General features: G+C 73.7%; 21 protein-coding genes. 11 read left to right on the top strand and 10 right to left on the bottom strand.

The annotated features are described in order from the left end of the window. Window positions 1-61 precede the first annotated feature (61 nt). Complete coding sequence (locus tag HS045_RS18785; protein WP_196452605.1) at window positions 62-1,225, bottom strand: LacI family DNA-binding transcriptional regulator; 1,164 nt, start codon at window positions 1,223-1,225, stop codon at window positions 62-64. A 64-nt stretch (window positions 1,226-1,289) separates the two neighbouring features. Between HS045_RS18785 and HS045_RS18790 the strand changes: the two genes are divergently transcribed. From HS045_RS18790 to HS045_RS18810, 6 genes are all read left to right on the top strand, one after another. After that, complete coding sequence (locus HS045_RS18790) at window positions 1,290-2,060, top strand: SDR family oxidoreductase (protein ID WP_307827585.1); 771 nt, start codon at window positions 1,290-1,292, stop codon at window positions 2,058-2,060. Window positions 2,061-2,432: 372 nt separating this feature from the next. Next, the gene (locus HS045_RS34710; RefSeq protein ID WP_230884101.1) at window positions 2,433-2,552 is read left to right on the top strand and encodes a YukJ family protein; all 120 of its coding nucleotides are present in this window, start codon (window positions 2,433-2,435) and stop codon (window positions 2,550-2,552) included. Window positions 2,553-2,600: 48 nt separating this feature from the next. Then, window positions 2,601-3,173, top strand: coding sequence for an IS607 family transposase (locus HS045_RS18795; RefSeq protein ID WP_196452466.1), 573 nt, complete (start codon window positions 2,601-2,603; stop codon window positions 3,171-3,173). Continuing rightward, complete coding sequence (locus HS045_RS18800; RefSeq protein ID WP_196451590.1) at window positions 3,170-4,390, top strand: RNA-guided endonuclease TnpB family protein; 1,221 nt, start codon at window positions 3,170-3,172, stop codon at window positions 4,388-4,390. Before HS045_RS18795 ends, HS045_RS18800 begins: the two co-directional genes overlap by 4 nt. Before the next feature lie 94 nt (window positions 4,391-4,484). Beyond that, a complete protein-coding gene (locus HS045_RS18805) occupies window positions 4,485-5,411 on the top strand; it encodes a DUF2278 family protein (RefSeq protein WP_196452606.1) in 927 nt (308 codons plus the stop codon). A gap of 35 nt (window positions 5,412-5,446) precedes the next feature. After that, entirely contained in the window at window positions 5,447-6,367 is a 921-nt protein-coding gene (locus HS045_RS18810; RefSeq protein ID WP_196452607.1) for a threonine/serine dehydratase, read from the top strand. Window positions 6,368-6,526: 159 nt separating this feature from the next. On the opposite strand, the gene panB is transcribed toward HS045_RS18810, so the two are convergent. Then, window positions 6,527-7,339, bottom strand: coding sequence for a 3-methyl-2-oxobutanoate hydroxymethyltransferase (gene panB, locus HS045_RS18815; RefSeq protein ID WP_196452873.1), 813 nt, complete (start codon window positions 7,337-7,339; stop codon window positions 6,527-6,529). Window positions 7,340-7,578: 239 nt separating this feature from the next. Here panB and HS045_RS18820 point away from each other — a divergent pair, with 239 nt between their 5' ends. The 3 genes from HS045_RS18820 (at window position 7,579) to HS045_RS18830 (ending at window position 11,090) form a co-directional block, all read left to right on the top strand. Beyond that, window positions 7,579-8,781 (top strand): MFS transporter, encoded by a 1,203-nt coding sequence (locus tag HS045_RS18820; protein ID WP_230884102.1) that lies wholly within the window; start codon window positions 7,579-7,581, stop codon window positions 8,779-8,781. A 121-nt stretch (window positions 8,782-8,902) separates the two neighbouring features. Further along, complete coding sequence (locus tag HS045_RS18825; RefSeq protein ID WP_196452609.1) at window positions 8,903-10,465, top strand: MFS transporter; 1,563 nt, start codon at window positions 8,903-8,905, stop codon at window positions 10,463-10,465. A 7-nt stretch (window positions 10,466-10,472) separates the two neighbouring features. Beyond that, on the top strand, window positions 10,473-11,090 hold the full coding sequence (locus tag HS045_RS18830) for a TetR/AcrR family transcriptional regulator (RefSeq protein ID WP_196452610.1): 618 nt from the start codon (window positions 10,473-10,475) through the stop codon (window positions 11,088-11,090). Window positions 11,091-11,124: 34 nt separating this feature from the next. Here the strand turns inward: HS045_RS18830 and HS045_RS18835 are convergent, their stop codons facing one another. The 7 genes from HS045_RS18835 to HS045_RS18865 form a co-directional block, all read right to left on the bottom strand. Beyond that, window positions 11,125-11,778, bottom strand: coding sequence for a Uma2 family endonuclease (locus HS045_RS18835; RefSeq protein ID WP_230884103.1), 654 nt, complete (start codon window positions 11,776-11,778; stop codon window positions 11,125-11,127). Between the two features lie 196 nt (window positions 11,779-11,974). Next, on the bottom strand, window positions 11,975-13,759 hold the full coding sequence (locus HS045_RS18840; RefSeq protein WP_196452612.1) for an NAD+ synthase: 1,785 nt from the start codon (window positions 13,757-13,759) through the stop codon (window positions 11,975-11,977). 278 nt (window positions 13,760-14,037) lie between these two features. Next, window positions 14,038-14,313 (bottom strand): hypothetical protein, encoded by a 276-nt coding sequence (locus tag HS045_RS18845; protein ID WP_068894317.1) that lies wholly within the window; start codon window positions 14,311-14,313, stop codon window positions 14,038-14,040. Window positions 14,314-14,605: 292 nt separating this feature from the next. Next, on the bottom strand, window positions 14,606-16,714 hold the full coding sequence (locus tag HS045_RS18850) for a sensor histidine kinase (RefSeq protein ID WP_196452613.1): 2,109 nt from the start codon (window positions 16,712-16,714) through the stop codon (window positions 14,606-14,608). A gap of 2 nt (window positions 16,715-16,716) precedes the next feature. Continuing rightward, entirely contained in the window at window positions 16,717-18,237 is a 1,521-nt protein-coding gene (locus tag HS045_RS36215; protein WP_196452614.1) for a BTAD domain-containing putative transcriptional regulator, read from the bottom strand. 79 nt (window positions 18,238-18,316) lie between these two features. After that, the gene (locus HS045_RS18860; protein WP_230884104.1) at window positions 18,317-20,329 is read right to left on the bottom strand and encodes a sensor histidine kinase; all 2,013 of its coding nucleotides are present in this window, start codon (window positions 20,327-20,329) and stop codon (window positions 18,317-18,319) included. 94 nt (window positions 20,330-20,423) lie between these two features. Beyond that, entirely contained in the window at window positions 20,424-21,800 is a 1,377-nt protein-coding gene (locus HS045_RS18865; protein ID WP_196452615.1) for an MFS transporter, read from the bottom strand. A 47-nt stretch (window positions 21,801-21,847) separates the two neighbouring features. Between HS045_RS18865 and HS045_RS18870 the strand changes: the two genes are divergently transcribed. After that, the gene (locus HS045_RS18870) at window positions 21,848-22,852 is read left to right on the top strand and encodes a DUF5937 family protein (protein WP_196452616.1); all 1,005 of its coding nucleotides are present in this window, start codon (window positions 21,848-21,850) and stop codon (window positions 22,850-22,852) included. Here the strand turns inward: HS045_RS18870 and HS045_RS18875 are convergent. Beyond that, on the bottom strand, window positions 22,807-23,871 hold the full coding sequence (locus HS045_RS18875) for a terpene synthase family protein (RefSeq protein WP_196452617.1): 1,065 nt from the start codon (window positions 23,869-23,871) through the stop codon (window positions 22,807-22,809). The genes HS045_RS18870 and HS045_RS18875 overlap by 46 nt on opposite strands. A 440-nt stretch (window positions 23,872-24,311) precedes the next feature. Between HS045_RS18875 and HS045_RS18880 the strand changes: the two genes are divergently transcribed. Continuing rightward, window positions 24,312-25,673 (top strand): glutamine synthetase family protein, encoded by a 1,362-nt coding sequence (locus HS045_RS18880; protein WP_196452618.1) that lies wholly within the window; start codon window positions 24,312-24,314, stop codon window positions 25,671-25,673. Window positions 25,674-25,739 lie beyond the last annotated feature (66 nt).

Raw genomic sequence — 25,739 nt, forward strand, 5'->3', positions numbered from 1 at the left:
GATCGGTCACCTCCTCGGCCGGGCCCGTACCGGAAGAGGCCGAGGAGGTCCGTCCTCGGGGTCAGCTCGTGCCGCGTGGGATCAGCTGCAATCGCAGCGTCACTTCGCGGGCGGTCCCGGGCTGGTCGAGTCGTTGGATGAGAAGTTCCATCGCGGCATGGCCGGACTCCTCCAGGGGCTGGCGCACGGTGGTGAGATCGAGGGCCTCGGCCAGCTCGCTGTCGTCGAATCCGGCCACCGCCAGATCGCCGGGTACGGCCAGGCCGAGGTCGTGCGCGGCCCTCAGCGCTCCCGCCGCGAGCGTGTCGTCGGCGGCGAAGACGGCGGAAGGGCGGTCCGGTGTCGACAGCAGTCGCTTCGCGGCGGCGCAGGCCGACGCGAGCCCGTGTCCGGTCAGCCGCACATCGCCGTCGGTGAGAACGTGGCCGGCTTCGGCCAGGGCCGTCCGGTAGCCGGTGAGCCGCTGCTGTGACGGCGAGACGTACGCGTCGGATTCCTGCACCTCGCCGAGGAAACCGAATCGGCGGTGCCCGCGGCTGATCAGATGCTCGGCCACGAGCCGGCCGCCGGCGGCGTCGTCGGTGTGCACGGAGTCGAAGCGCGGATGGCGGACGTCCACCAGGACTGTCGGCAGCCGCAGGCCGGTCAGGCGATCGGCCACCGCCTCGTCCAGGGAGAGACTGACGATGATGAGTCCGTCCAGCCGACCGGTGACGGGCAGGCTGGCCAGCAGGGGTGAGGAGCTTTGCGCGGCCGACTCCTGGTCGAACAAGACGACTTCCAGGGACCGGCGGCCGACGGCTCGCAGGATGCCGTTCAAGCGCCGGGCAATCGACGGATACGAGGTGAACGGCGCGATGACGCCGATGCGCCCTACGCCGCGCCGTGCCTTGGCGACCGCGTCCTGCTTGGGGACGAAGCCGAGCGCGTCCGCGGCCTCGAGGACCTTGCTCCTGGTCGCCGGGCTGACCCGGGCCGGGGAGTTGAGGGCCAGTGACACGGTGGAGATGCTGACTCCCGCCGCGGTGGCGACGTCGTAGATGGTCGTCCGTGCCACCACACAACCACCCCTTGCTGGAAGCGCGGTCTTGTCGTCAGCAGGAATCGTATCAAGCGTCCCGGTTATCGAAGTGCTTCGATAGAAGTGCTTGACAGATGTGTCGGTGATCTCGTCCCATGGGATGGGGAGCGGATGGGCACTCGTCGGCGGGCCGAAGGGGGGCATCGGCCCGCGCGATGGCGCGTGCGTTTTCCGGCGAGCGAGAGAACGTCAACGCAAGGAGGAGAGCGTGAGCCGTTCGTACGTGGTGACGGGAGGCGGCCGCGGAATCGGCAAGGCGGTGGCCGAGCGCCTCCTGGCCGACGGCGGCACCGTGGTCGCCGTCGAACGCGACCCGGCGGCGCTGGCGTGGCTGGACGTCCATCCCGCCCGCGCACGTCTGATCGGTGTGGCCGGTGACGCCGCCGACGAGACCGTGGCGGAACGGGCCGCCGATCTCGCCCAGGCCGCAGGCGCCCTCGTCGGCTGGGTCAACAACGCCGCCGTGTTCCGGGACGCCTCCGTCCACTCCTCCACCACCCGGGAGGTGCTGGATCTCATCGCGGCGAATCTCGATTCCGCCGTCGTCGGGTGCGCCACGGCGATCCGCCGTTTCATCGCCGCGGGAACGCGAGGGGCGATCGTCAACCTCTCCTCGCACCAGGCACGCCGGGCGGTCCCCGGCTGCCTGGCGTACGTGACGGCCAAGGCGGCCATCGAGGGAATGACCCGCGCGCTCGCGGTCGAGTACGGCCCGCATGGCATCCGCATCAACACCGTGGCACCGGGCTCGGTGGACACCGAACGCCACGCGGAGTTCCTCGGCTCCCGGGAGCCTGCGGACGCCGCCCGCATCGAACGGGAGATGGCGCTGCTGCACCCGCTGGGCCGGGTGGCGCGGTCCCGGGAAGTCGCGGCGGCGATCGCCTACCTGCTCTCCGGCGACGCCGGCTTCATCACCGGCGCGACCGTGCCCGTCGACGGCGGGCGGTCGGTGCTCGCCCATGACCCCGAGGCATAGGCCCGAGGCATGGGAGGGTACGCCGACGGGTCAACCAGGCATTGCGGAACCGGACCGATCGCCCACCGCGTATGCGGTCGCCGGGACGTCGGCAGGCGACGGCGTCGACCGGCTGTTCCTCGTCACCGGCGGCGGTCCGCGGTTGCGACGGGCGTTGAGGGACACCGGCATCCCTGTCATGACCGACCCGGACGGTCGCCGGCTGCGCGCCGGTCTCCCGCCGTGCCAGGCGCGCGTCACCTACCGCCGCCGGATCCTGCTGGTCGCGACCTCGGACTGGCTCTCGTGACGCACAGGACAGGCCTTAGCATCGGGAAGGGCGGTCCCCTGCGGGCCGCCCTTCTCCGGAAGCGTCCTGCGGAGGGTGGCGCGATGCCGCTGAAGAGCTACGGGGTCCTGGCGGGCCGGGCCGTCGAGCGGCGGCGGGAGGGTTCCACCGGCACCCCCCACTACCAGCTCCACCTGACCGACGACGCGGGGGTTGTTAGCTGATAGCGAAATCATCAGTGTTCATCAGCTTTAATCTGAGATCATCAAGGCGTGAAGCTTTCGGAATGGGCGCGGCGGAACGGCGTGCACTACCAGACCGCCTGGCAGTGGGCGCGAGACGGAAAGATGCCCGTCCCGGTCGTCAAAACCGCCACCGGCCGATACCTCGTACTCGAACAGCACACCACCACCGCCGAAGGACGGACGGTGGCGTACTGCCGGGTCTCCAGCGCCGACCAGAAGACCGACCTGGAGCGACAGGCCGGACGAGTCGTCGCCGCAGCCACCGGCATGGGACTGGCCATCGCCGACGTGGTGAGCGAGGTCGGCTCCGGCCTGAACAGCAGACGGCCGAAACTGGCCCGGCTGCTGCGCGACCCGCAGGTCACCACGATCGTGGTCGAGCACCGTGACCGGCTGACCCGGTTCGGGATCGAGCACCTGACCGCCGCGCTGGAAGCGACCGGGCGGCGCATCGTCGTCATCGACGACACCGAAGTCGACGACGACCTCGTGCGGGACATGACCGAGATCCTCACCTCGTTCTGCGCCCGCCTGTACGGCCGCCGCTCGGCTTCCCGCCGGGCCAAGGCCGCACTCCGAGCCGCAGGCGAGACCGCGTGAGCGACCGTCAGGGCTTCCGGATCGAGCTGGATCCCACCCCCGCCCAGCGTGCCCGCCTGGGGCGGCACGCCGGGCTGTCGCGGGTGGTGGAGAACTTCTGCCTGGAAAAGGTCCGCGCCGCTCTCGACCAGCGGGAAGCGGAGAAGACCTACGGCGTGGACGAAAAAGACCTGACCCCGGTGCCGTGGTCGGCTCCCGCGCTGGAGCGGGCCTGGCGTGCCGAACACTGGCGGCGCTTCCCCTGGTTCACCGCTGACGGCCTGTCCTCGCGGATACCAAAGGAGGCGTGCCGGGTCCGGGCCGCCGCCTTCAAGAACTTCTTCGACTCCCGCGCAGGCAGGCGCAAAGGCCGCAAGGTCGGATTCCCCGCGTGGCGCAAGCGCAAGCACGGATCGAGGTTCCGCTACGACGCCGACCGCGCCCGCCCGGCCGGGCAACGGGCGGTGAAGCTGCCGGGTATCGGCACCGTGCGTACCCGCGAGGCCATGACGTGGCTGACCGACCGGCTCGACGACGAGCGGGCGCGCGTCATCGGGGCCACGATCCGTGAGATCGCGGGCCGGTGGTGGATCTCCTTCCAGGTGGAGATCGACCGCACCGACGTCAACGCCCGCCGTACCGTTGCCGCCGACGCGCCCGCGTGCGGCATCGACGTCGGTGTCAAAACCTTCGCCACCATCGTGGACGACGACGGTACCGTCACCGAGATCCACGCTCCCAAGCCACTCAAGAACGCGCTGCGCAAGCTCCGCAGGGCGAACAAGGCGCTGGCCCGCACGCAGAAAGGCTCGAAGAACCGGGCCAAGGCCGCCCGCCGCGTCGGGCGGATCCACCTGGACGTCGCTCACCAGCGGGCGGACTTCCTGCACAAGACCACGACGATGCTCGCGAGATCCAAGCAGGCCATCGCCGTGGAAACCCTGAACGTCGCCGGGATGGTCACCAACCGGCGGCTGTCGCGGGCGATCTCCGATCTCGGATTCGGGGAGTTCTTCCGCCAGCTCGCCTACAAGACGGACTGGTACGGCTCGACCGTGTGGGCGGCCGGTCGCTGGTTCCCCTCGTCGAAACTGTGCGGCGGGTGCGGGGCGGTCAACGCCGGGCTGACCTTGGCTGACCGGGTGTGGACGTGCGAGTGCGGCACCGTTCACGATCGGGACGTCAACGCGGCACGCAATCTGCTCGTCGCGATGGCGCTGGAGCAACAGGCCGCGTAAGCCTGTGTCGCCGGGCAGTTCCCCGGAGACGCTAAACGCCTGTGGAGGCGACGTAAGACCAGGTTCCGGCCTGGCAGACGCCAGCGAATCAGGAATGAGAATCACTGAGATTCTCCGAACGGTCTCCTACCGGGTCGCGGTCAACGTCCTGTCCCAGCAGGCCCCCTCCGAGCTGCTCTACCACGCCGACGAGGACTTCCGGCACCCGCTGACCGCGCTGCTGCCGCGGACCGCCGGGGGCTGGACCCCGCTGGCGTCCGCCCCCGGCGGGGCCGCCCTGGACTTCGTCCGGGGCAACCTGTTCGACCCGGCTGCGATGCGCGCCCTCCCGCCCGAGGTGCCGGGAGTGGACAACGACCTGGCCGACAAGTTCGACCACTACGTCGAGCGGGCCGTCGCCGACCCCGCCGCGGTCGTCTACGCCTTCGGCGAGCGGTGGGGCCCCGAGCCCCGGACCCGGGACAAGGTCTTCGGGTTCCTGCCCGGCAACGGCGTGCACGACATCCACATGAACCAGGGCAACTCGCGGCGCTTCCGCGGTGACGACGGCGTCTGGCAGGACGGCGGGCTGCTGCTGTCCTTCCCGGCCGAGTCCCGCTGGGTGGCGATCTTCCTGGCCTTCCAGTCCCAGTCCTGGCACACCGACGACGCCACCGGGCACGCCCTGACGGAGGTCCCGGTCCGGCCCGGCCCCGGCGAGACGCCCGTCCGCATCATGGCCGCGCTGGTCAACCCCGCCGGACCCGGGCCGGGCGGCGAGACCGTCACCCTGCTGAACGCCTCGCCCGCCCCGGTGGACCTGACCGGCTGGCGGCTCGCCGACCGGTGGGGGAACGCGTTCCCGTTCCCGGCGGGCGTGCTGGCCCCGGGCGCGGTCCTGGCCGTGCCGGTCGGGGAGCCGTTCGCGCCGGCCGACGGCGGCGGCACGATCACCCTGCTGGACGCGGCCGGACTCAAGGTCCACGGCGTCTCCTACACTGCGGCACAGGGCCGGCGCGAGGGCTGGACGCTGACCTTCTGAGGTGTGATCCGGGATATGGACGAGAGGTGCCGCGGGTGAGCGTGTCGACACAGGACGTGGAACGGGCGGCGGCGCGCATCGCGGGGCATGCCCGCCGTACCCCGGTGCTGGAGGCGGAGCCGGGGCTGCTGCTGAAGCTGGAGACCCTGCAGCACTCCGGGTCGTTCAAGGCCCGGGGCGGTTTCAACCGCACCCTGGCGGCGCGGGAGGCGGGAGACCTGCCCGGGGCCGGGCTGATCGCGGCCAGCGGCGGCAACCACGGCCTGGCGGTGGCGTACGTCGCGCGGGCCCTGGGACTGCGGGCCGAGATCTTCGTGCCGACGGTGTCGAGCCCGGTGAAGGTCGCCGGGCTGCGGGCGCTGGGGGCGGAGGTGACCCAGACCGGCGCGATCTACGCCGAGGCCCACGAGGCGTCCGTCAAGCGGGCCGCGGAGACCGGCGCGCTGGAGATCCACGCCTACGACCAGCCCGACGTGGTCGCCGGGCAGGGCACGGTCGGGCTGGAGGTGCTGGAGCAGAGCGGGGGAGTCGACACGGTGCTCGTCGCCGTCGGCGGCGGCGGGCTGGTCGCCGGGGTGACGGCCGCGCTCGGCGGCCGGGCCCGGGTCGTGGCGGTGGAGCCGGAGCGGATCCCCACCCTGAACCGGGCCCTGGCCGCCGGAGGGCCGGTCCGGGTGGAGGTGAGCGGGGTGGGCGCCGACGCGCTCGGCGCCAGCGTGATCGGGCGGATCGCCTACGACGTCACCAGCGCCGCCGGGGTGGAGAGCGTCCTGGTGCCCGACGAGGCCATCGTGGCGGCCCGCCACGAGCTGTGGCGGTCCTGGCGGATCGCCGCCGAGGACGCCGGGGCCGCGGCCCTGGCGGCCCTGCGCTGCGGCGCCTACCGGCCGGCCCCCGGAGAGCGGGTGGCCGTCATCGTCTGCGGCGCCAACACCGACCCCGCCACACTCGCCTGACGGCGGTCGCCGGGCCGGCATCGGGCAGACCTCGGCGGGCAGGCTCGGCTCCGGGTGGCCGCCGGCGGGTGAGCGCTTCCACGGCCCGGACCCGATGCCCGACGCGGACCGGCGCCGCCCGCCGTACCGGCCTGGTGGTACGGCGGGCGGCCGGTGGGATCAGCGGTAGCTGTGCTCCGCGGTGGGGAAGGCCCCGCTGGTCACCTCGTCGGCGAAGGCGCGGACCGCGCGGTCCATCTCCCCGGCGAGGTCGGAGTACTTCTTGACGAACCTGGCCGGGTGGGCGGTGAGGCCCATCAGGTCCTGCCAGACGAGCACCTGGGCGTCGGTGGCAGGACCGGCGCCGATGCCGATCGTGGGGATCGGCAGGGAGGCCGTGACCCGCTCGGCCAGGTCGGCGGGGACGCACTCCAGGACGACGGAGAAGGCCCCGGCCGCGGCCAGGTCCTTGGCGTCGGCCATCAGCTCGTCGCCGGACTGGCCGCGCCCCTGCACCCGGTAGCCGCCGAAGGCGTTGACCGACTGGGGGGTCAGGCCGAGGTGGGCCATGACCGGGATGCCGGCCGCGACCAGGGCCTCGACCTGGGGGAGGACCCGGCGCCCGCCCTCCAGCTTGACCGCGTGGGCGCCCGCCTCCTTCATGAACCGCACGGCCGTCTCCAGCGCCTGCCGGGGGGAGGCCTGGTAGGAGCCGAACGGCAGGTCGGCGACGACCAGCGCCCGGGACGAGCCGCGCACCACGGCCGCGGTGAGCGGCATCAGGTCGTCGACGGAGACGGGCAGCGTCGAGTCGTGGCCGTAGACGACCATGGCGGCCGAGTCGCCGACGAGCAGCACCGGGATGCCGGCCTCGTCGAAGACCCGGGCGGTCATCGCGTCGTACGCGGTGACCATCGGCCACTTCTCGCCGCGCTCCTTGGCGGCGGCGATGTCGCGCACGGTGATCCTGCGCCCGGACCGCCCGCCGTACAGGGCGGCGGTCTGCGGGACGGCGGCGGAAGAGGGCCCAGGGGAGGGCGCGGCAGAAGATGCGGAAGAGGACACGGAAAGCCTCCTGAGAGTCTCGAGGCGCCCCTGTGGCGTCCCCGGACGATTCCGATGATGACATGCGTCCGACGGGTTCAACACCCCCTGACCCGCCGGTAATCCGGTGGCGGGCTCTCCGGTCGGGTACGGCACAATGCAGGCGGAGGTAAGCAATAAAAATGGCCATGGAACCTTACCGTCGTCTACTGTCCCTGCCCGGGGTGCGGACGCTGCTGCTCGTGGGCCTGCTCGCGCGCATCCCGTCCACCGCGGTGAACATCACCCTCGTCCTGCACGTGGCCGAGGAACTCGGTCTCGGCTACACCTGGGCGGGCGTGGTGACCGCGGCCTGTACGGCGGGCATGGCGGTGGGCTCGCCGCTGGCCGGAAGGTTCGTCGACTCCTACGGCCTGCGCCCCGTCCTGCTGACGACCACCGCCGCCCAGGCGCTCTTCTGGGCCACGGCGTGGGCGATGCCGTTCCCCGTGCTGGTCGTCGCCTCCGCGCTGGCCGGCCTGCTGGCGCTGCCGGTGTTCAGCGTGGTCCGGCAGTGCCTGGCGGCCATGGTCCCCGAGGGGCAGCGCAGGATCGGCTTCTCCGCGGACTCGATCCTGGTGGAGCTGTCCTACATGGCCGGGCCCGCGCTCGGCGTGGCCGGGATGACCGCGCTCGGCGGCACGTGGACGATGTGCGCCATCGCGGTCGGTCTGGTCGGCTCCGGGACGGCGCTGATCCTGCTGAACCCGCCGGTCCGCTCCGCCGAGGAGCTGGCCGCCCCGGCGGAGAAGGTCTCCCGGCGCCGGTGGCTGACGCCGGGACTGGTCACCCTGCTCGGCACCGCCTCGGCGGCCACCTTCGTGCTGACCGCCACCGAGCTGTCGCTGGTCGCGACGATGAACCGGGCGGGCGACACGGCCTGGACGGGGCTGGCGATCGGGATCTGGTGCCTCTACTCGCTGCTGGGCGGCCTCGTCTACGGCGGGCTGCCCCGGGGTTTCTCCCCGCTGGTCCTGATCGGCGCCATGGGCCTGCTCACCGTCCCGGTCGGACTGGTGGGGGACGACTGGCGCTGGGTGCTCATCGCGCTGGTCCCGGCCGGGGTGCTGTGCGCGCCCGGCATCTCCTCCACCGTCGAGGCGGTCAGCCGCAGGGTGCCCGCGGGGGCCCGGGGCGAGGCGATGGGCCTGCACGGCACCGCGCTCCTGCTGGGCGGGGCGGTCTCCGCGCCGGTCGCCGGTGCGGTCATCGACGGGCCCGGCCCGGGCTGGGCCTTCGCGGCCGCCGGTCTGGTGAGCGTGGCGATGGTGCTGGTCGCCCTGCCGTTCCGCCGCGAGGCGCGCACCGGGGAGGGGGCGTCCGGAGCGGTCGCCGCGAAGACGACCGCCTGACCCCGGCAGGGCCGACGGAGACGTGAACGGGAGGTAAATACGAAACGGTGCTGTTGCGTATCGAAATAGATAGCGATACGCTCTCGTTGCGAAACTAGAGCGTATCGAAACAGGGGTTCCCGTGGACCAGAAGCTCGGTCATCCGAGACGGTGGCAGATCCTGGGAGTGCTGGTCTTCAGCCTCCTCGCGGTCGTGCTCGACAACACCATCCTCAACGTCGCATTGAAGACGATCGCCGACCCGGCCGAAGGGCTGGGCGCCACCCAGAGCGAGCTCGAGTGGGCGATCAACTCCTACACCCTCGTCTTCGCCGGGCTGCTGTTCACCTTCGGGGTGATCGGCGACCGGACCGGGCGCAAGCGCATGCTGATGATCGGCATGGTGCTGTTCGGCCTGGCCTCGCTGGCCAGCGCCTACGCCCAGGACCCGATGCAGCTGATCGTGGCCCGGGCCTTCATGGGCATCGGCGGCGCCGCGATCATGCCCGCCACGCTGGCGATCATCTCCAACGTCTTCCCGCCGTCCGAGCGCGGCAAGGCGATCGGCGTCTGGGCCGGCGGCGTCGGCCTGGCCGTGGCGATCGGCCCCATCACCGGCGGCCTGCTCATCGAGCACTTCTGGTGGGGCTCGGTCTTCCTGGTCAACCTGCCGATCGTGCTGGTCAGCATGGTGCTCATCGGGCTGGTGGTGCCCGAGTCGCGCGACCCCAGGCCGTCGAAGCTCGACCCGGTCGGCGTGCTGCTGTCCATCGTGGGCCTCGTCGCCCTCACCTACGGCATCATCCGCGGCGGCGAGCTCGCCACGGTCGCCAGCGCCGAGGTCCTCGTCCCGACGGTCCTGGGCCTGGCCGTCCTGGCCGCCTTCGTCTGGTACGAGCGCCGCATCGACCACCCGGCCTTCGACGTCACCTACTTCCGCGACCCGCGCTTCTCCACCGCGATCGCCATGGTCGGCATCGTGTTCTTCGCGATGATGGGCGCGATGTTCTTCCTGGTCTTCTACCTGCAGATCGTGCTGGGCTTCAGCGCGCTGCAGGCCGGAGCCCTGATGATCCCGTTCGCCGCGGCGCAGCTCATCTTCGCCCCGCTCAGCCAGCGGGTGGCCGGGCGCTTCGGGGCCAAGCCGACCGCGACCGTCAGCATGGTCGTCGTGGCCGCCGCCCTGGCCGCCTACGCGCTGATGGACGCCGACACCCCGATCCTCTTCATGGAGGCCGTCTTCTTCGTCCAGGGCGCGGCGATGGCCAACATCATGCCCCCGGCGACCACCGCCATCATGGAGGCGCTGCCCCGCGAGAAGGCCGGCGTCGGCTCGGCCATGAGCAACACCGTCCGCCAGGTCGCCGGCGCGCTCGGCGTCGCGCTGCTCGGCTCGCTGCTGTCGGCCGCCTACCGCGACGGGATCACCCCGGCCCTGGCCGGCCTGCCGGAGGACCTCCGGCACATCGCCGCCGAGTCCCTGACCGGCACCCACGGCGTCGCCCAGCGGCTCGGCGAGCGCGGCGCCGCGCTGATGGAGCCCGCCTTCCGGGCCTTCCTGGACGGCATGCACCTGACGGCCCTGGTCTCGGCCGGGATCGCCCTGGCCGGAGCGCTGGTGGTGCTGAAGTGGCTGCCCGGCGGCGGGAACGCCCCCGTCACCGCACCGGCCAGGGAGCGCGACAAGGAAGCAGCGGTAGTGTAGGCGCGCTATGACGACCACGGACGAGACCCGGCCCGCCCGCCCCGCGGGCCGCCCCCGCAGCGCCAAGGCGGAGAGGGCGATCATCGAGGCGACCCTCGACCTGATCGGCGAGCGCGCCAGCCTCTCCGAGCTCTCCATCGAGGCCGTCGCCGCCCGCGCGGGCGTCGGCAAGACCACGATCTACCGGCGCTGGTCCAGCAAGGAGGACCTGGTCGTCGATGCGCTGGCCACGCTCAAGGCGCCGCTGCCCCCGCTGGAGGGCCGCAGCGTCCGCGCGGACCTGGCCGCCTACCTGGAGGTCGTCGGGCGCGAGGCCTGCGACGTGCGCGGCCGGTGCGTGATGAACATCGCGATGAACGAGACCGACCGCCACCCCCAGCTGGTGGAGCGGATCCGCCAGGCGGTGATCAGGCCGCGCCAGGAGGCGCTGCGGGCGCTGCTGCTCCGGGGGATCGAGACGGGCGAGCTCCGGCCCGACCTCGACCTCCCGGTCGCGATGGCCGCGGTGGTCGGCAGCATGATCTGGTACGTCAAGTCGACCGGGTCCGGCGAGGGCGGGGAGCCCGCCGAGGACGTCGTCGAGCGCATGGTCGACCACCTCATGGCGGGTCTGGCCCCCCGCTGAGCCCCGCCGCGGGGAGGCCCCGGAAGGCCCGCCGTCAGCGGCGGCGCGGACCGACCAGGACGGCCGGGTCGAAGGCGATCTCGTACGGCTCGGCCAGGGAGAGCGTCTGCCCGGCCCGCGCCGCCGCGACCTTGACGTACTCGCCCTCCTTGGCGGTGAACACCTCCACCAGCGGCATCGCGCCCTCCTCGCCGTGCAGCTCCACCCGCATGAACACCGGGACGCCGGCGGCGGCGTAGGAGGACGGCTTGACCAGGTAGTCGCGCTTCCGGTTGCCGGGGCTGACGATCTCGACGGCCATGAGCAGGTCGCCGGAGTCGAGCCGGACCTCACCGGCGATCATGGGATCCGCCGGTCCGACCACGATGTCGGGGATGAACCCCTCCTCGCGGACCTGGACGTTCGCCGCCTCCACCACCTCGACGTCGTCCGGGGCGGCGTCGAGGAGGATGCGCACCAGACGCTGGGCGCAGAGTGCGTGATCGTAGGCGGGGGCAGGACTCACTACGAAACTCCCGTCGATGAGCTCGATGCGCTCCCGGGTCTCGGGGAGCGCCAGCCAGTCCTCGACGGTGTAGGGCCCGGAGTGCTGGGGGAGCAGGATCAGCGAGCGGCGGTGCTCCCGCGGCTCCGCCTCCGGCCACCCCTCGTCGGGCAGTGCGCTCATGTGCCGTCCCTCGCTTTCCATGCCGCCAGTCTGGCACCGCCCCTGGCGCGGTGCCAGGAGCGGAGCGGTCACGTCGAGATCGTCAGCGGGAGATTACCGGCGTCACCCTGGGTTTGCCCGGCGAATACGGAAAGCGATGAAAGGGAGGGCCGTGCCCGGGTGCGGGTTCCGCCGCCACCCGGGCCGGGCCGCGCTCCGGGAGGACCGGAGACGGGCGTCAGGGGGCGGTCTCGCGCCAGCGGTTGGTGATGGGCAGGCGGCGGTCGCGGCCGAAGTTCTTCGGGGTGATCTTCGGGCCCGGGGGATACTGGCGGCGCTTGTACTCGGCCAGGTCGACCAGGCGGATGACCCGGGCGACCAGGTCGGGGTCGTGCCCGGCGGCGACCAGGGAGGCCGAGCCCATGTCCTTTTCGACGTAGTCGTCCAGGAGCCGGTCCAGCACGTCGTACTCCGGCAGGGAGTCGGTGTCGCGCTGGCCGGGGCGCAGCTCGGCGCTGGGCTCCTTGGTGATGGAGTTCTCCGGGATCGGCGGGACCGCGAAGCCGTGCAGGAACGCGCTCTCGACGCCCGCCTGGGCGTTGCGCCAGCGGGCCAGCTCCCACACCAGGGTCTTGAGCACGTCCTTGATCGGGGCGAAGCCGCCCGCGGAGTCGCCGTAGAGCGTCGAGTAGCCGGTGGCCAGCTCGCTCTTGTTGCCGGTGGTCAGGACCAGGTGGCCGTGCTCGTTGGACAGGCCCATCAGGATCATGCCGCGCACCCGGGCCTGGAGGTTCTCCGCCGACAGGCCGGTCAGCGCGAGCTCCTTCTCGAAGGCGTCCACCATGGCGCCGATCGGCACGATCCGGGAGTTGATCCCCTGCCGGGCGACGAGCTCCTGGGCGTCGTCCAGGGAGTGGTCGGAGGAGTAGCGCGAGGGCATCAGCACCCCGTGGACCCGGTCGGGGCCGATGGCGTCGGAGGCGATGGTGGCCGTCAGCGCCGAGTCGATGCCGCCGGACAGGCCGAGGATGACCGACCGGAAGCCGTTCTTGGCGACGTAGTCGCGCACGGCCAGCACCAGCGCCGAGTAGACCTCGGCGGTGTCGTCGAGGTGCCCGGCGACCGACGCCGGCTCCGGCTCGTACGGCTCCAGCGGGCGGGCCGACAGCTCCAGCCGCTCCACCGTGATGACGGTCCCGTCCCCGGCGTCCACCTCGAAGGAGCCGAGCCCGCCGTACGCGGCCTCGGGCAGGTCCAGGTCGGCGACCAGCAGCTCCTCGGTGAACTGCGCGGCCCGCGCGACCAGCTCGCCCGAGGCGGTCACGACGATCGAGTCGCCGTCGAAGACCAGCTCGTCCTGCCCGCCGACCTGGTTGGCGTAGGCGAGCGCGCAGCCGGCCTCCCGGGCCCGCCGGGAGACGAGCTCCAGGCGCACGTCGTCCTTCTCCCGCTCGTACGGCGAGGCGTTCGGCACGACCAGCAGCCCGGCCCCGGCCTCGGCGGCCACCGCGACCGGCCCGCCGTCCTGCCAGAGGTCCTCGCAGACCGCGATCGCCACGTCGACGCCGTGCAGCCGGAAGATCGGCAACCGGTCGCCGCGCACGAAGTAGCGGTACTCGTCGAAGACGCCGTAGTTCGGCAGGTGGTGCTTGGCCGTCCTGGCGACCACCCCGCCCCGGTACAGCAGCGCCGCCGCGTCCAGCGGGGCGCCCTTGGGCTGCCCCACGCGCGGGGCGCGGTCGGCGCGGTCGACGTAGCCGACGACCACGGGGATCTCGCCGAGCCCCTCCTCGGCCAGGCGCCGGGCCGCGGCCTCGACCGCCGCGACGGACGCCTCCACGAACGAGTTCCGCAGCACCAGGTCCTCGACGGGGTAGCCGGTGAGGAACATCTCGGTGAAGACCGCCAGGTGCGCGCCGCGGTCGGCGGCGCGGCGGGTCCACTCGACGAGTTTGTCGGCGTTGGCGGTCAGGTCGCCGACCGCGGGGTTGGTCTGGGCGAGTGCGATTCGGAGTTGGGCCACGCCCCCACCTTATTCCCGGCCGTTCCCGGGCGGCGTCACCGGGCGGCGGGGGTCCCGCGCCACCGGGCGGCGTCACCGGGCGGCGGAGGGACGGTCCCGCGGCGGAGGGGCGGTCCCGCGGCGGAGGGGCGGTCCCGCGGCGGAGGCCCCGCCGTGGGACCCCCGCCGGCGAGGAATCCCCGCCGGCGGGGGCCGCCACCGCTCCGGGCCGCGGGCGTGGGCGGCCCGGAGGGTCCCGGCGGTCGGCGCCGGGACCTGTCGGCGGAGCCGGTCAGGGCTCAGTTGGCGGCGCTGGTGGTGGAGTTGCTGCTGGCGCCGCCGGGACCGGCCTGGCTGTAGGACTGCTTGAAGAAGACGCCGCTGCCGTGGCCGCCGTGGCCTCCGCCGGTGCCCGACAGGACGCTGCTGTTGAAGGCGCCGAACTTGCCGGCGCTGCTGGAGTTCTGCTCGAAGCTCGTGCCGCCGCCCGCCAGGGCGGCGGTCTGGAAGGCCAGGCCCAGGGCCGAGGCGGCTCCCGCGATCACCAGGGCACGCCGCAACTTCGTCATGGTCATGGTGGATTTCCTCTCTGTTCCGCCGACCTGCGCCGGCGCATGGGATGGAGCACCCGAAAGGGCCCTGTGCGACGGCTCCGGACGGACCGGGAACCGCCGTACGCCAGCTGTGCTTCCCTGGCCTCCTCCGGCCGAAAACACGGAGTGCAACGATCTAACTACTGATGGACATGATCGGTAAACACATGGATCAACCCTTGCGAGCGGTCCGGCGCGTCTTCTCCGGGCGGCGAGGAGGGGCGCGGTGCGGGCGGGCCTCCTCGCCGCCCGGCGGAGCACCCGGGCCCGGCGGTCAGCGGGGCAGGGGGAGGACGGCCTCCACGGCGGTGCCGCCGCCCGGAGCGCCGGCGATCACGCAGCTCCCGCCGAGCTCGGTGGCGCGCTCGCGCATCGAGACCAGGCCGATCCCCGACCGGGAGGACTCGGGCAGACCGCACCCGTCGTCGGTGACCCGGACGGTGAGCGAGGAGCCCTCGTGCCGCAGACGGACCGTCGCGCCGCGCGCCCGGGCGTGCTTGCGCACGTTGGTCAGCGCCTCCTGGGCGATCCGGTACGCCGCCACCTCGACCGCCGCGGGCAGGCCGGACAGGTCGCCCGAGGCCTCCACCGTCACCGGCGGTCCCCCCTCGGCCGCCAGGGCCCGTACGGCGCCGGCCAGGCCGAGCTCGTCCAGGGTCGGCGGACGCAGGCCGTACACCAGCTCCCTGATCTCCTGGCTGACCGCGTCCATCCCGCTGCGCAGGTCGAGCAGGAGCCGGTCGGCGGAGGCGGGGGCGGAGCGCAGGCTGATCCGGGCCATGTTGATCGACATCGCCATGTCGGTCAGCGCGTGGCCCAGGCCGTCGTGCAGGTCCCGGCGGAGGCGGCGGCGCTCCTCCTCCCGGGCGGTCAGGATGCGCTCGCGGGAGCGCTGCAGGTCGGCGGTCATCCGTACGGCGTGCGCCACGTCGGCCACGTACGGCGTCACCGCGGCGATCAGCCGCTCGTTGTGGGCGGCGGCGAACCTGCGCGGCCCCGGCGAGCCGAGCAGCAGGCGGCCGACCGGCTCACCGTGCCAGACCAGCGGCACCGCGCGCGGCGAAGGACCCGGCAGGCCGAGCGTCACCTGCCGGGAACCCGGGCCGCGCACCTCGATCGTGACGCCGGTGACGCAGAGCCCGTCGCGGATCACGGCGGCGACGGCGGCCAGCGCGCCCGCGGGCTCGGCCTCCCCGACCTCGCGGGCCAGGCGGGCGGCCAGGACGGCGGGATCACCCTGCGTGCCGTACATGAGCCGGTCGACCAGGCGCCGGAGCCGGTGGCGGAGGGGGTGGAAGAAGACGCCCGCGGACAGTGCGGCGACCAGGCCGCCGACACGGTCGTAGTCCGACAGGGCCATCCCGGCGAGGGCGCCCGCGCCGAAGTAGACGACGCTGACCGCGGCGATCAGCCCGGCGGCCACGAAGGCCCGGCTGATCACGGTGTCGATGCCGTACAGCCGGTAGCGCAGCACGGAGAAGGCGATGGCCACCGGGATCAGGCCGGTTGAGACCGTGGCGGCCAGCCACCAGCCCGGCCCGGCGATCAGGCAGACGCTGTAGACGGCGAAGGCCGACAGCGGCCACGCGATCTGCCGGCGGCCGGCGGGATCGGCCCGGCGCAGGCGCAGGACCAGGGAGAGCACGGCCGTCACCACGAGGACCGAGACCATGGTGCTGAGCACCGGCAGCACCGTGCGGTGGTGGGGGGCGAGCGCCTCCACGGCGAGCGGGTTGGGGATCACCCGCGGGTAGGGGTAGTCCTCCGGGCGGGGCGTGGGGCGCAGGACCATCACGGTCGTCTGCGCGACCAGCACGGCGACGCCCAGCGCCGCGACCGGCCGCCAGCGCGGCGACGGCAGGCGGCCGTCGGGGGAGTACAGCGGGAGGAGGACGGCGAGCAGCATGCCGCCGGCGCCCCATCCCACGACGCTGAACCAGCGCAGGTAGCCGGCGGTGGTCAGGTCGCCGGAGGAGGCGGCGGAGAGCACGGCCGCGTCCGCGAAGACGTTGACCGCGCAGCCCAGGCCGCCGACGCACATCAGCCAGGCCGTGATCGGCCGGGCGCCGTGCAGCAGCAGGAAGGCGCCCACCACGGGGAAGGTCAGGCCCGCCGAGAGGTCGGGAGTGGCGGGCGCCTCGGGCGACCACTCGGGCGGCAGGCCGAGGATCCCGACGAACCCCGTGACGGTGAGCGCGACGGCCAGCACGGCGACCGCGACGGGGGCGAGCCGCCGCGGCGAGGTCAGCAGCGCGGCCACCGGGCTCCGGCGCGGGACGTCGAGGCTGACGGCGTCCACGACGCGGCGCGGCACGCCCCCGGCGCCGGACGCGACGCCGGTGCGCGCCCCCGCGCCGGGCGCGCCGCCCGCCTCCAGATACATCGCTACCTGCTCACGGCGCCGGGGTTGACCAGGCCCGACTCGTACGCCGCGACGACGAGCTGCGCGCGGTCGAACAGCCCCAGGTGCGCCAGGAGCCTGCCCACCGACTCGGCCACGGACGGCTCGGGGACCGACAGGGTCGCCGCGATCTGCCGGTTGGTGAGCCCGCGGGCGATCAGCTTCATCAGGTCCAGCTCGGCGTCGCCGAGGCCGGCGAGCGCGGCCGGGGCCGCGGGGTCGGAGCGCCCGGCGAAGGCCGCGATCAACCGGGTGGTGACGGCCGGGTCGATCAGCGCGTCCCCGGCCTGCGCGGCGCGCATCGCGGTGATGAGCTGCTCGGGGGCCGAGGTCTTGAGGACGAAGCCGCTCACCCCGGCCCGCAACGCGGAGTAGAGGTTGTCGTCGGTGCCGAACGTGGTCATCATGATCACCTTGGGCGGGTCCTCGTCGGCGAGGATGCGGCGGGCGGCGGTCAGGCCGTCCAGGCGGGGCATCTGGATGTCCATCAGCACCAGGTCGGGACGGGCCTCGCGGACCAGCGCGATCGCCTGCTCGCCGTTCTCGGCCTCCCCGGCGAGCACGAAGCCCGGCTCGCTGTCCAGCACCACCCGCAGGCCGGTGCGGACCAGCGCCTGGTCGTCGGCCACGACGACGCGCAGGGTCTCCGGCTCCGTCCCCCCGGAGGCCTCCTGCCCGGGAGCCTCCCCCCGTCCGGGCGCGGCCGTCTCCGGGAGCGCCTGCGGGGCCGCGGTCCGGACGGCCCGGGGGGCGGGCGGGTCCAGATGGGGGGCCTGGGCGAGCATGTCGGACTCCAGGCGCTGCAGCGTGGCGCCCAGGTCCAGTCCGAGCTCGTCGCGGAGCACGGTCCGGGCGCGCCGGAGCGCGCCGAGGGCGTCCCCCTGCCGGCCGCCGCGGTAGAGGGCCAGGGCGAGCAGCCGCCAGGCCTCCTCGCGGAGGGGGTGGGCCGAGACGTGCGCCTCCAGGTCCGCGACCAGGGCCGCGGAGTGGCCGAGCGTGAGCCCGGCGTCGGCCCGGCGCTCGACCGCGGTCAGCCGGAGCTCCTCCAGCCGCCCCGCCTCGGTCACCGCCCACGGCAGGTCGGAGAACTCGGCCAGCGCCGGTCCCCGCCAGAGCGCGAGCGCCTCCTCCGTCCGGGCCCACACCGCGGCCGGGTCGCCGTCGAGCTTGACGGCGCTCTCGAAACGCCAGGAGTCCACCTGCCCGGGCGCGGCGCGCAGCGCGTACCCCGGCGGAGCCGAGACCAGGACCTCGGCCTCCTCGCGGGGGGCGCGGTCCGGCTCCAGCGCGCGCCGCAGCCGCGACACGTACCCCTGGATGGTGGACAGGGCCTGGGCGGGGGGTTCGCCCGGCCAGAGCTCGTCGATGAGCACGCTCACCGGGACGGCGCGGCCGCCGGCCACGAGCAGCCGGGCGAGCACCGCCATCTGGCGTTGACCGCCGAGGTCGAGCACCACGTCGCCGTGGCGCGCCTGGAACGGTCCGAGGGCACGGAAAGTCAGCATCGCAGTGGTAAGGGTACGACCACCCTGACTATGGCAATACGGCAAGATTCACCATCGTTCGCGTCCTGTAAGGAATCGGTTATCCGACGGGCCCCGTCTCGACGGCCGCGTCCTCGGCCGCCGGGAGCACCGCCTCGACCACGGTGCCGCCCCCCGGGGGAGAGGTGATCATGCAGGTTCCGCCGAGTTCGGCGGCCCTCTCGCGCATCGACGCCAGTCCGACCCCCGAGCGCCGGCCCGCGGGCACGCCCACGCCGTCGTCGCTCACCCGGACGCCCAGCCGCCCGTTCCGCTCCAGCGCGACCCGGACCGTGCGGGCGCGGGCGTGCCGGTGCGCGTTGGTCAGGGCCTCCTGGACGATCCGGTACGCGGCGACCTCGACGGCGGCCGACAGGCCGGTGAGGTCGCCGCGCACCTCGACCGCGACCTGCGGCCCGGCCATCTCCCGGATCGCGCCGACCAGGCCGAGGTCGTCCAGGGCCGGCGGGCGCAGGCCGTACACCAGGTGCCGGATGTCGCTGGTCACGCTGTCCATGCCGGAGCGCAGGCCGTCGAGCAGCCGCTCGGCGCTCTCCGGGGAGGTGCGCAGGGAGAGCCGGGCCGCGTTGATGGACATGGCCATGCCGCTGAGCGACTGGCCGAGCCCGTCGTGCAGGTCGCGGCGGAGGCGGCGGCGCTCCTCCTCGCGGGTGGTGATGATCCGCTCCCGCGAGCGCCGCAGCGTGTCGACCAGCAGGACCGCGTGGGCGGCGTCGGCGATGTACGGCGTGAGCGCGGAGACGACCCGCTCGTTGTGCGCCGCGGGCAGCCGCCGGGCCCCGGGGCGGCCGATGAGCAGGTCGCCGACCGGCTCGCCGTGCCAGGCCAGCCGGACCCGCCGGGCCACCTCGCCGAGCTCGCCCACGACCTCCTCCGCCGGTCCGGCGGTTTCGCCGGGGGGCCGGTCCGCGCCCCTGTCGGCCGGCCGGGGCGAGAAGCGCACGGCCACGCCGGTGACGGAGAGCCCGTCGCGCAGCACCTCCAGGGCGGCCCGCAGCCCTTCGGCCGGGCCGGTCCGCTGCAGCCGGCGCCGCGCCTCCGCGGCGAGCGCGACCGGGTCGCCCCTGCTGCCGTAGAGCAGGCGGTCGGCGCCGCGCTGGAGCACCTTGCGCAGCGGGTGGAAGAACACCCCGGCGAACAGGGCGGCGAGCAGGCCGCCGATCCGGTCCACGTCGGACAGCAGCAGGCTGGAGGCGGTGCCCACCGCCATGTAGACGCCGCCGATGACGCCCACCAGGCCGGCGCCGACCAGCGTGCGGGTGATCAGCGTGTCGATGCCGTAGAGCCGGTGCCGCAGGACGGCGAACGCGATCGCGGCGGGGACGAGCGGGATGGTGAACGACGCCAGCCACCAGACCGGGTCGCCGACCATCCAGGGGACGACCACGGTCGTCGTCGCCACCAGCGGGCAGAGGATCCGCCGCCGGTCGAGCGGGTCCGCCCCGCGCAGGCGCCCGGCGAGCGAGGCGACCGCCAGCGCCATGCACGCGGCCGACAGCCCGTGCAGGACGTCTCTGAGGACCGGCTGCGGGGGCGCCGCCCCGAGGAGGACGGCCGTCGAGAGCAGCCCTTCGGAGGCCGTGGCCGCGCCCCCGGCGAGGACCAGCGGACGCCACCGGCGCGAGGGCAGGCGGCCGGTCGGGTGCACCAGCGGCAGCAGCACGCCCAGCAGGAACGACGCCAGGGCCCAGCTCTGGCCGACGACCACCCACAGGAACGCGGGCGCGCCCGGCGCGGAGGGGGACGGGGCGTGCAGCAGGGCGACGTTGGCCGCCAGGATGTTGGCGGCGCAGGCCAGCCCGCCCACCGCCAGAACCCAGCCGACGAGCAGCCGCGGGCGCTGGAAGACCAGCAGGGCCCCGAAGACCGGGAAGGCGGTCCCCGCCACGTCCTCGGGAGCGAACGGCAGCGGCGTGGAGGGGGACTGCGGCAGCCGGGAGGTCACCCAGATGTCGGCGAGTTCCATGGCGACGGCGACCGCGGCGATCGTCGCCGCAGCGGCCCGCGCCCGCCCGGGGCCCACCACGGCGGACAGTCGGTCCAGCCCGCGCATATGGCCGGTCCTTTCACGAAACACGATGTGAGAGGACCCTAACCGGTGCGAACAGCAATCCGATCAAACCGGATCGCACCGGATCAACGGACGATCAACGCGCCGCTTCCGCCGCTCCCGTCTCCGCCGCCGCTCCCGTCCCCGCCGCGGTGGTCGCCGTGGTCCCGGTGGTCTCCGCGGTCCCGGTGGTCTCCGCGGTCCCGGTGGTCTCCCTGGTCTCCGCCGTCTCCGCCGTCTCCGCCGTCTCCGCCGCCGCGCGGGCCCTGCGGCGCAGCGCCGGGCCGATCGCGAGCAGGCCCGCGGCGGCGGCCAGCCCGATCGCCCCGACGACCGGCCACAGGACGGCGGGACCGGCCGCCAGCAGCCGGGTGCCGAGCAGCGGGGCGAGCATGGTCCCGGCCGACCAGGCGAAGCCGTACATCCCGGAGTAGCGCCCGCGCAGGTGGGCGGGGGCGAGCGCGGCCACGATCGCCCCGGGGACGCCCGCCGTGACGATCTCGCCCAGCGTCCAGACGGCCACCGCGGCGGCGTACCCGGCGACGCCGGAGACGACGGCGTTCAGCGCGAAACCCCCGCCGATGACCGCGCACCCGATCGCCAGCACGGTGCTGTGGTCCCGCCTGCCGATCCAGCCGCCGGTCAGCGGCTGGACCAGCACGATCAGGACGCCGTTGACCGCCATGACCAGGCCGTAGGCGGAGGGGGACAGGCCCGCGCCGGTCATGGCCAGCGGCAGGGTGGTGAACGCCTGGGCGTAGACCAGGGTGGAGAGCACGGTGATCACGGTGTAGGCGAGCATCAGGCGGTCGGCGAGGACCGCCCGGTAGCCGCCGCCCGCCGGGCCGCCCGGCGCCGGACGGGCCTGCGGCCCCGGCCGGGTCTCCGGCACCGCGCGCCACACCAGCAGGCCGAAGAGGACCGAGGTCGTGGCGTTGAAGGCGAACATCCAGCCGTACCCGGCCTCGGCGAACCAGCCGCCCGCGACCATGGCGACCGCGAAGCCGAGGTTCAGCGCCCAGAAGAGCAGGCCGTAGGCGCGGGGCCGGTCCTCCGGCGCGATCAGGTCGGCCACCAGGGCGTTGGACGCGGGCCGGTAGGCGTCGATCGTCACGCCGAGCACGAACATCAGCGCCACGATCGCGGGCAGCGAGGCGGCGGCCCCCAGCGCCCCCATGGTGGCGGCGGTGGCGACCATGCCGCCGGTCAGCGTGACCCGCCGCCCGAACCGGTCGGCCAGCCAGCCTGCGAGCGGCTGCGAGACCAGCGAGCCCGCGCCGAAGAGCGTCATCACCGCGCCCGCGGCGGCCAGGGACATGCCGCGGGCCTGCGTCAGGTACACGCCGATGAACGGCTCCACCATCATGCCCACGCGGTTGACCAGGGTCCCGGTCCACAGCGCCCAGAAGGCCCGGGGGAGCCCGCCGATCTTCGACTGCAGGAACGAAGGGCCGGTGAGGGTCGTGCTCGTCATGAGGACAGGTTTGGACAGCGGGCCGGGCGGGTGCGAATCTTTTAGCCGTGCCTGAACGGTCGTGCGGTCTCCGGCGGACCTCCTGCCGCGTCGAATGGGTCTTCGCCCCCGACGACGTGGCCCGGATCCGCTTCGCCTTCTCACCCATCTGGGAGCTCGTCGCCAGCCTGCGCACGCTCCGCGACCCGGCCCGGCACTCCCTGCACCTGCCCTGGCTGCGCGCCGTACGGCCCCGCCTGGCGGGCCTGGACCTGGACCTGTCGGAGCTGTTCGCGCTGGTCCCCCCGCGCGGCTACCTCGTGGACTTCGTCACCCCCACGCCCGACACGCCGATGCCCGACTTCGCCGCCGAACTGGAGCGGGTACGGCGCACGCCGCCCGACCGGGCCGCGGCCGAGGCCGGCTGGGTGGCCGGGGCCGGCTCCCGCGCCGTCGAGCGGTTCCGGGCGGATCCGGCCGCCGGGGTGGCGCGGGTGGCCGACACCCTGCAGCGCTACTGGGAGACGGCCTTCGCCGATTTCTGGCCCCGGGTCCACGCGCTGCTGGAGGGCGAGGTGCTGCGCCGCTCCCGGCAGCTCGCCGCCGGCGGCGCCCGGGAGCTCTTCGCCGACCTGCACCCGAACGTCAGCTGGCGCGGCGACCGGCTCGCGGTGGTGCGGAACTGGTCCTACTCCGCGCCGCTGGGCGGCGACGGGCTGGTGCTGGTGCCCACCGCCTTCTGGTGGCCGGACACGGCCGTGGTCGTCGAGCCGTACCAGCCGATGCTCGTCTACCCGGCGAACGGGGTCGGCACCCTCTGGACGGCGAGCCCGCCGCCCGCCCCCGGCGCGCTCGCCGCGCTGATCGGCCGGACCCGCGCGCGGATCCTCACCGCCCTCGCCGACCCGGCGACCACCACGGCCCTGGCCCGGCGCATGGAGCTCACGCCGGGCGCGGTCAGCCAGCACCTGACCGTCCTGGCCGGCGGCGGGCTGGTCACCCGCCACCGCCTCGGCCGCGAGGTCGTCTACCGCCGGACGCCGGTGGGGGACTCGCTGGTCTGCGCCTCCTGAGCGGAGGCGGCGGGATCCGCGGCGGCGGGACCGGACTCCCGGAGGTGCTCCAGGTGGGCCCGGGAGACGGTCAGGAACGCGCAGGCCACCCGGGTCACGTCGCGGCCGGCGGCCAGGCCCAGGCCGTGCCGCTCCACGAGCACGGGGACCGTCAGGGCCGCGGTCCACAGCTCCTCCGTCCGGGCCACCAGCCGCTCGACGACCCGCGCGGCCTCGTCCCCGCGCCCGTCGTGGCCCCCGTGTCCGGCCGTACGGTGCCCGGTCGCGGTCGCGGTCCCGTGCCCGTGCCCGTGTCCGGCCGTACGGTGCCCGGTCGCGGTCCCGTGCCCGTGCCCGTGTCCGGCCGTACGGTGCCCGGTCGCGGTCCCGTGCCCGTGTCCGGCCGTACGGTGCCCGGCCGCGAGGTCGTCGCACCAGGTGACGACGTCGCCGCTCGCCTCGACGAGCGCCCGCCACCGGCGGTCGGCGGCCACCGGGGCGGGAACCTCCACTCCCAGGCACGGCTCCGCCAGGTCGAACAGGTAGGGGCCGGAGACGGCCCTGCTCCGCGTGGGCGGGGGTGCGGACGACGCGGCGTCGAGCAGGGCCGCCCGCTGGGCGGTCAGCCCCGCCAGGAACCGCTCCCGCCACTCCCGGCTCATGCCCGCCGCGGACTCGCGCCACAGCCCGGCGAAGGCCCGCTCCACCGGCCGCGGTCCCGGATCGGCACCCTCGGCCGCCATGAGCACCCCGGTGTAGGCGTCGGACTCCTCGCGGAACCGGCGGGCCCAGGCCAGCCAGCGGGCGAACAGGGTGGCCGCGCCGACGTCGCACCGGGCGAACGCCCGCCCGGCCACCCGGTGCAGGGCCGCCGCCCGGTCGACCTCCAGACCGGCCAGGCGGGACCACTCGATGAGCGCGGCCTCGATCCGGTGGACCGACGGATGCATGGGGCACGGCGCCGACAGCGCCGCGAGCCGTTCGGTGAGCGGGGCCAGCAGCGCGGCCGTACGGGGCGGGGTGCGGAGTTCGGTGCGCATCGTCGTCTTCTCCCCGGGTGGAACGTCGGCGTCTTTCCCGGTCGCTCACTGTAGTGAGACGGTCACGCGGGTTCCGCGGAGGCGCGACGGGAAGAACGGAGGGGAATGCCCGGCGGAGGACCGAGGAGCACCGATGAGCACCGATGAGGACGGAGGCGGGCGGAGCGGTGCCGCGGACGGCCCCGATGCCGCACGCCACCGTGATTCCTCGTAACGTGTGCGAAACACGCAGCGGGCAGACTGGTAGGCGACCAGGAGTGTCGCACCACGTCGGCGGTGACTCCTCCGCTCCCTGAAGGGAGCGGCTTCTCGCTCTCCTCTGCCGAGGTGGGCGACGGACAAGCCCTGCCCGTTTCAAGCAAAAAGACTGTAACAGGGAAGCGATTCCCCTGCCGGTTGAACCCGGCAGCCCCCTCGCTAGATCTGATGGAGGAAAAGCATTGGACCGCCAGCAGGAGTTCGTCCTCCGCACTCTCGAGGAGCGCGACATCCGGTTCATCCGGCTGTGGTTCACCGATGTGCTCGGGTTCCTCAAGTCGGTGGCCATCGCCCCGGCCGAGCTCGAAGGGGCCTTCTCCGAGGGCATCGGCTTCGACGGCTCGGCGATCGAGGGGTTCGCCCGGGTCTACGAGTCGGACATGCTGGCCAAGCCCGACCCCTCCACCTTCCAGATCCTGCCGTGGCGCAGTGAGAACCCGGCGGCGGCCCGGATGTTCTGCGACATCCTCATGCCGGACGGCTCCCCCTCGCACGCCGATCCGCGCTGGGTGCTCAAGCGGACCCTGGCCAAGGCCTCCGACATGGGCTTCAGCTTCTACACCCACCCCGAGGTCGAGTTCTTCCTGCTGAAGAACCGGCCCGAGCGCGGCACGCGCCCCGAGCCGATCGACGAGGGCGGCTACTTCGACCACACCCCGCACAGCTCCGGCCACGACTTCCGGCGCAACGCGATCATGATGCTGGAGTCGATGGGCATCTCGGTGGAGTTCAGCCACCACGAGGGCGCCCCCGGCCAGCAGGAGATCGACCTGCGCTACGCCGACGCGCTCACCACCGCCGACAACATCATGACCTTCCGGCTGGTGATGAAGGAGGTCGCGCTGGAGCAGGGCATCTGGGCGAGCTTCATGCCCAAGCCCTTCACCGAGCACCCCGGCTCCGGCATGCACACCCACATGTCGCTGTTCGAGGGCGACCGCAACGCCTTCTACGAGCCCGGCGCCGACTACCAGCTCTCCAAGATCGGCCGCTCCTTCATCGGCGGCCTGCTCACCCACGCCGCGGAGATCACCGCGGTCTGCAACCAGTGGGTCAACTCCTACAAGCGCCTGTGGGGCGGGGCCGAGGCCATCGCCGGGCAGGGCGGCGAGGCCCCCAGCTACATCTCCTGGGGCCACAACAACCGCTCGGCCCTGGTGCGCGTGCCGATGTACAAGCCGCACAAGAGCGGCTCCACCCGCATCGAGTTCCGCTCCCTCGACTCGGCCTGCAATCCCTACCTGGCCTTCGCGCTGATCCTCGCGGCCGGGCTGAAGGGCATCGAGGAGGGCTACGAGATGCCGCCGGGCGCCGAGGACGACGTCTGGGCGCTGACCAGCGCCGAGCGCCGGGCCCTGGGCATCGCGCCGCTCCCGCAGTCGCTGGACGAGGCCATCGCCGTCATGGAGCGCAGCGAGCTGGTCGCCGAGACCCTCGGCGAGCACGTCTTCGACTACTTCCTGCGCAACAAGCGCGCCGAGTGGAACGACTACCGCCGCCAGGTCACCGAGTTCGAGCTGGGCCGCTACCTGCCGGTCCTGTAAAGGGCGCGGGACCGGACGGTGAGGGACCGCCCGGTCCGCATCGGCGCCGCCGCACGCCCCACCGGG

Origin of the sequence: Planomonospora sp. ID82291 (assembly GCF_015711645.1) — a bacterium.
GTDB lineage: Bacteria > Actinomycetota > Actinomycetes > Streptosporangiales > Streptosporangiaceae > Planomonospora.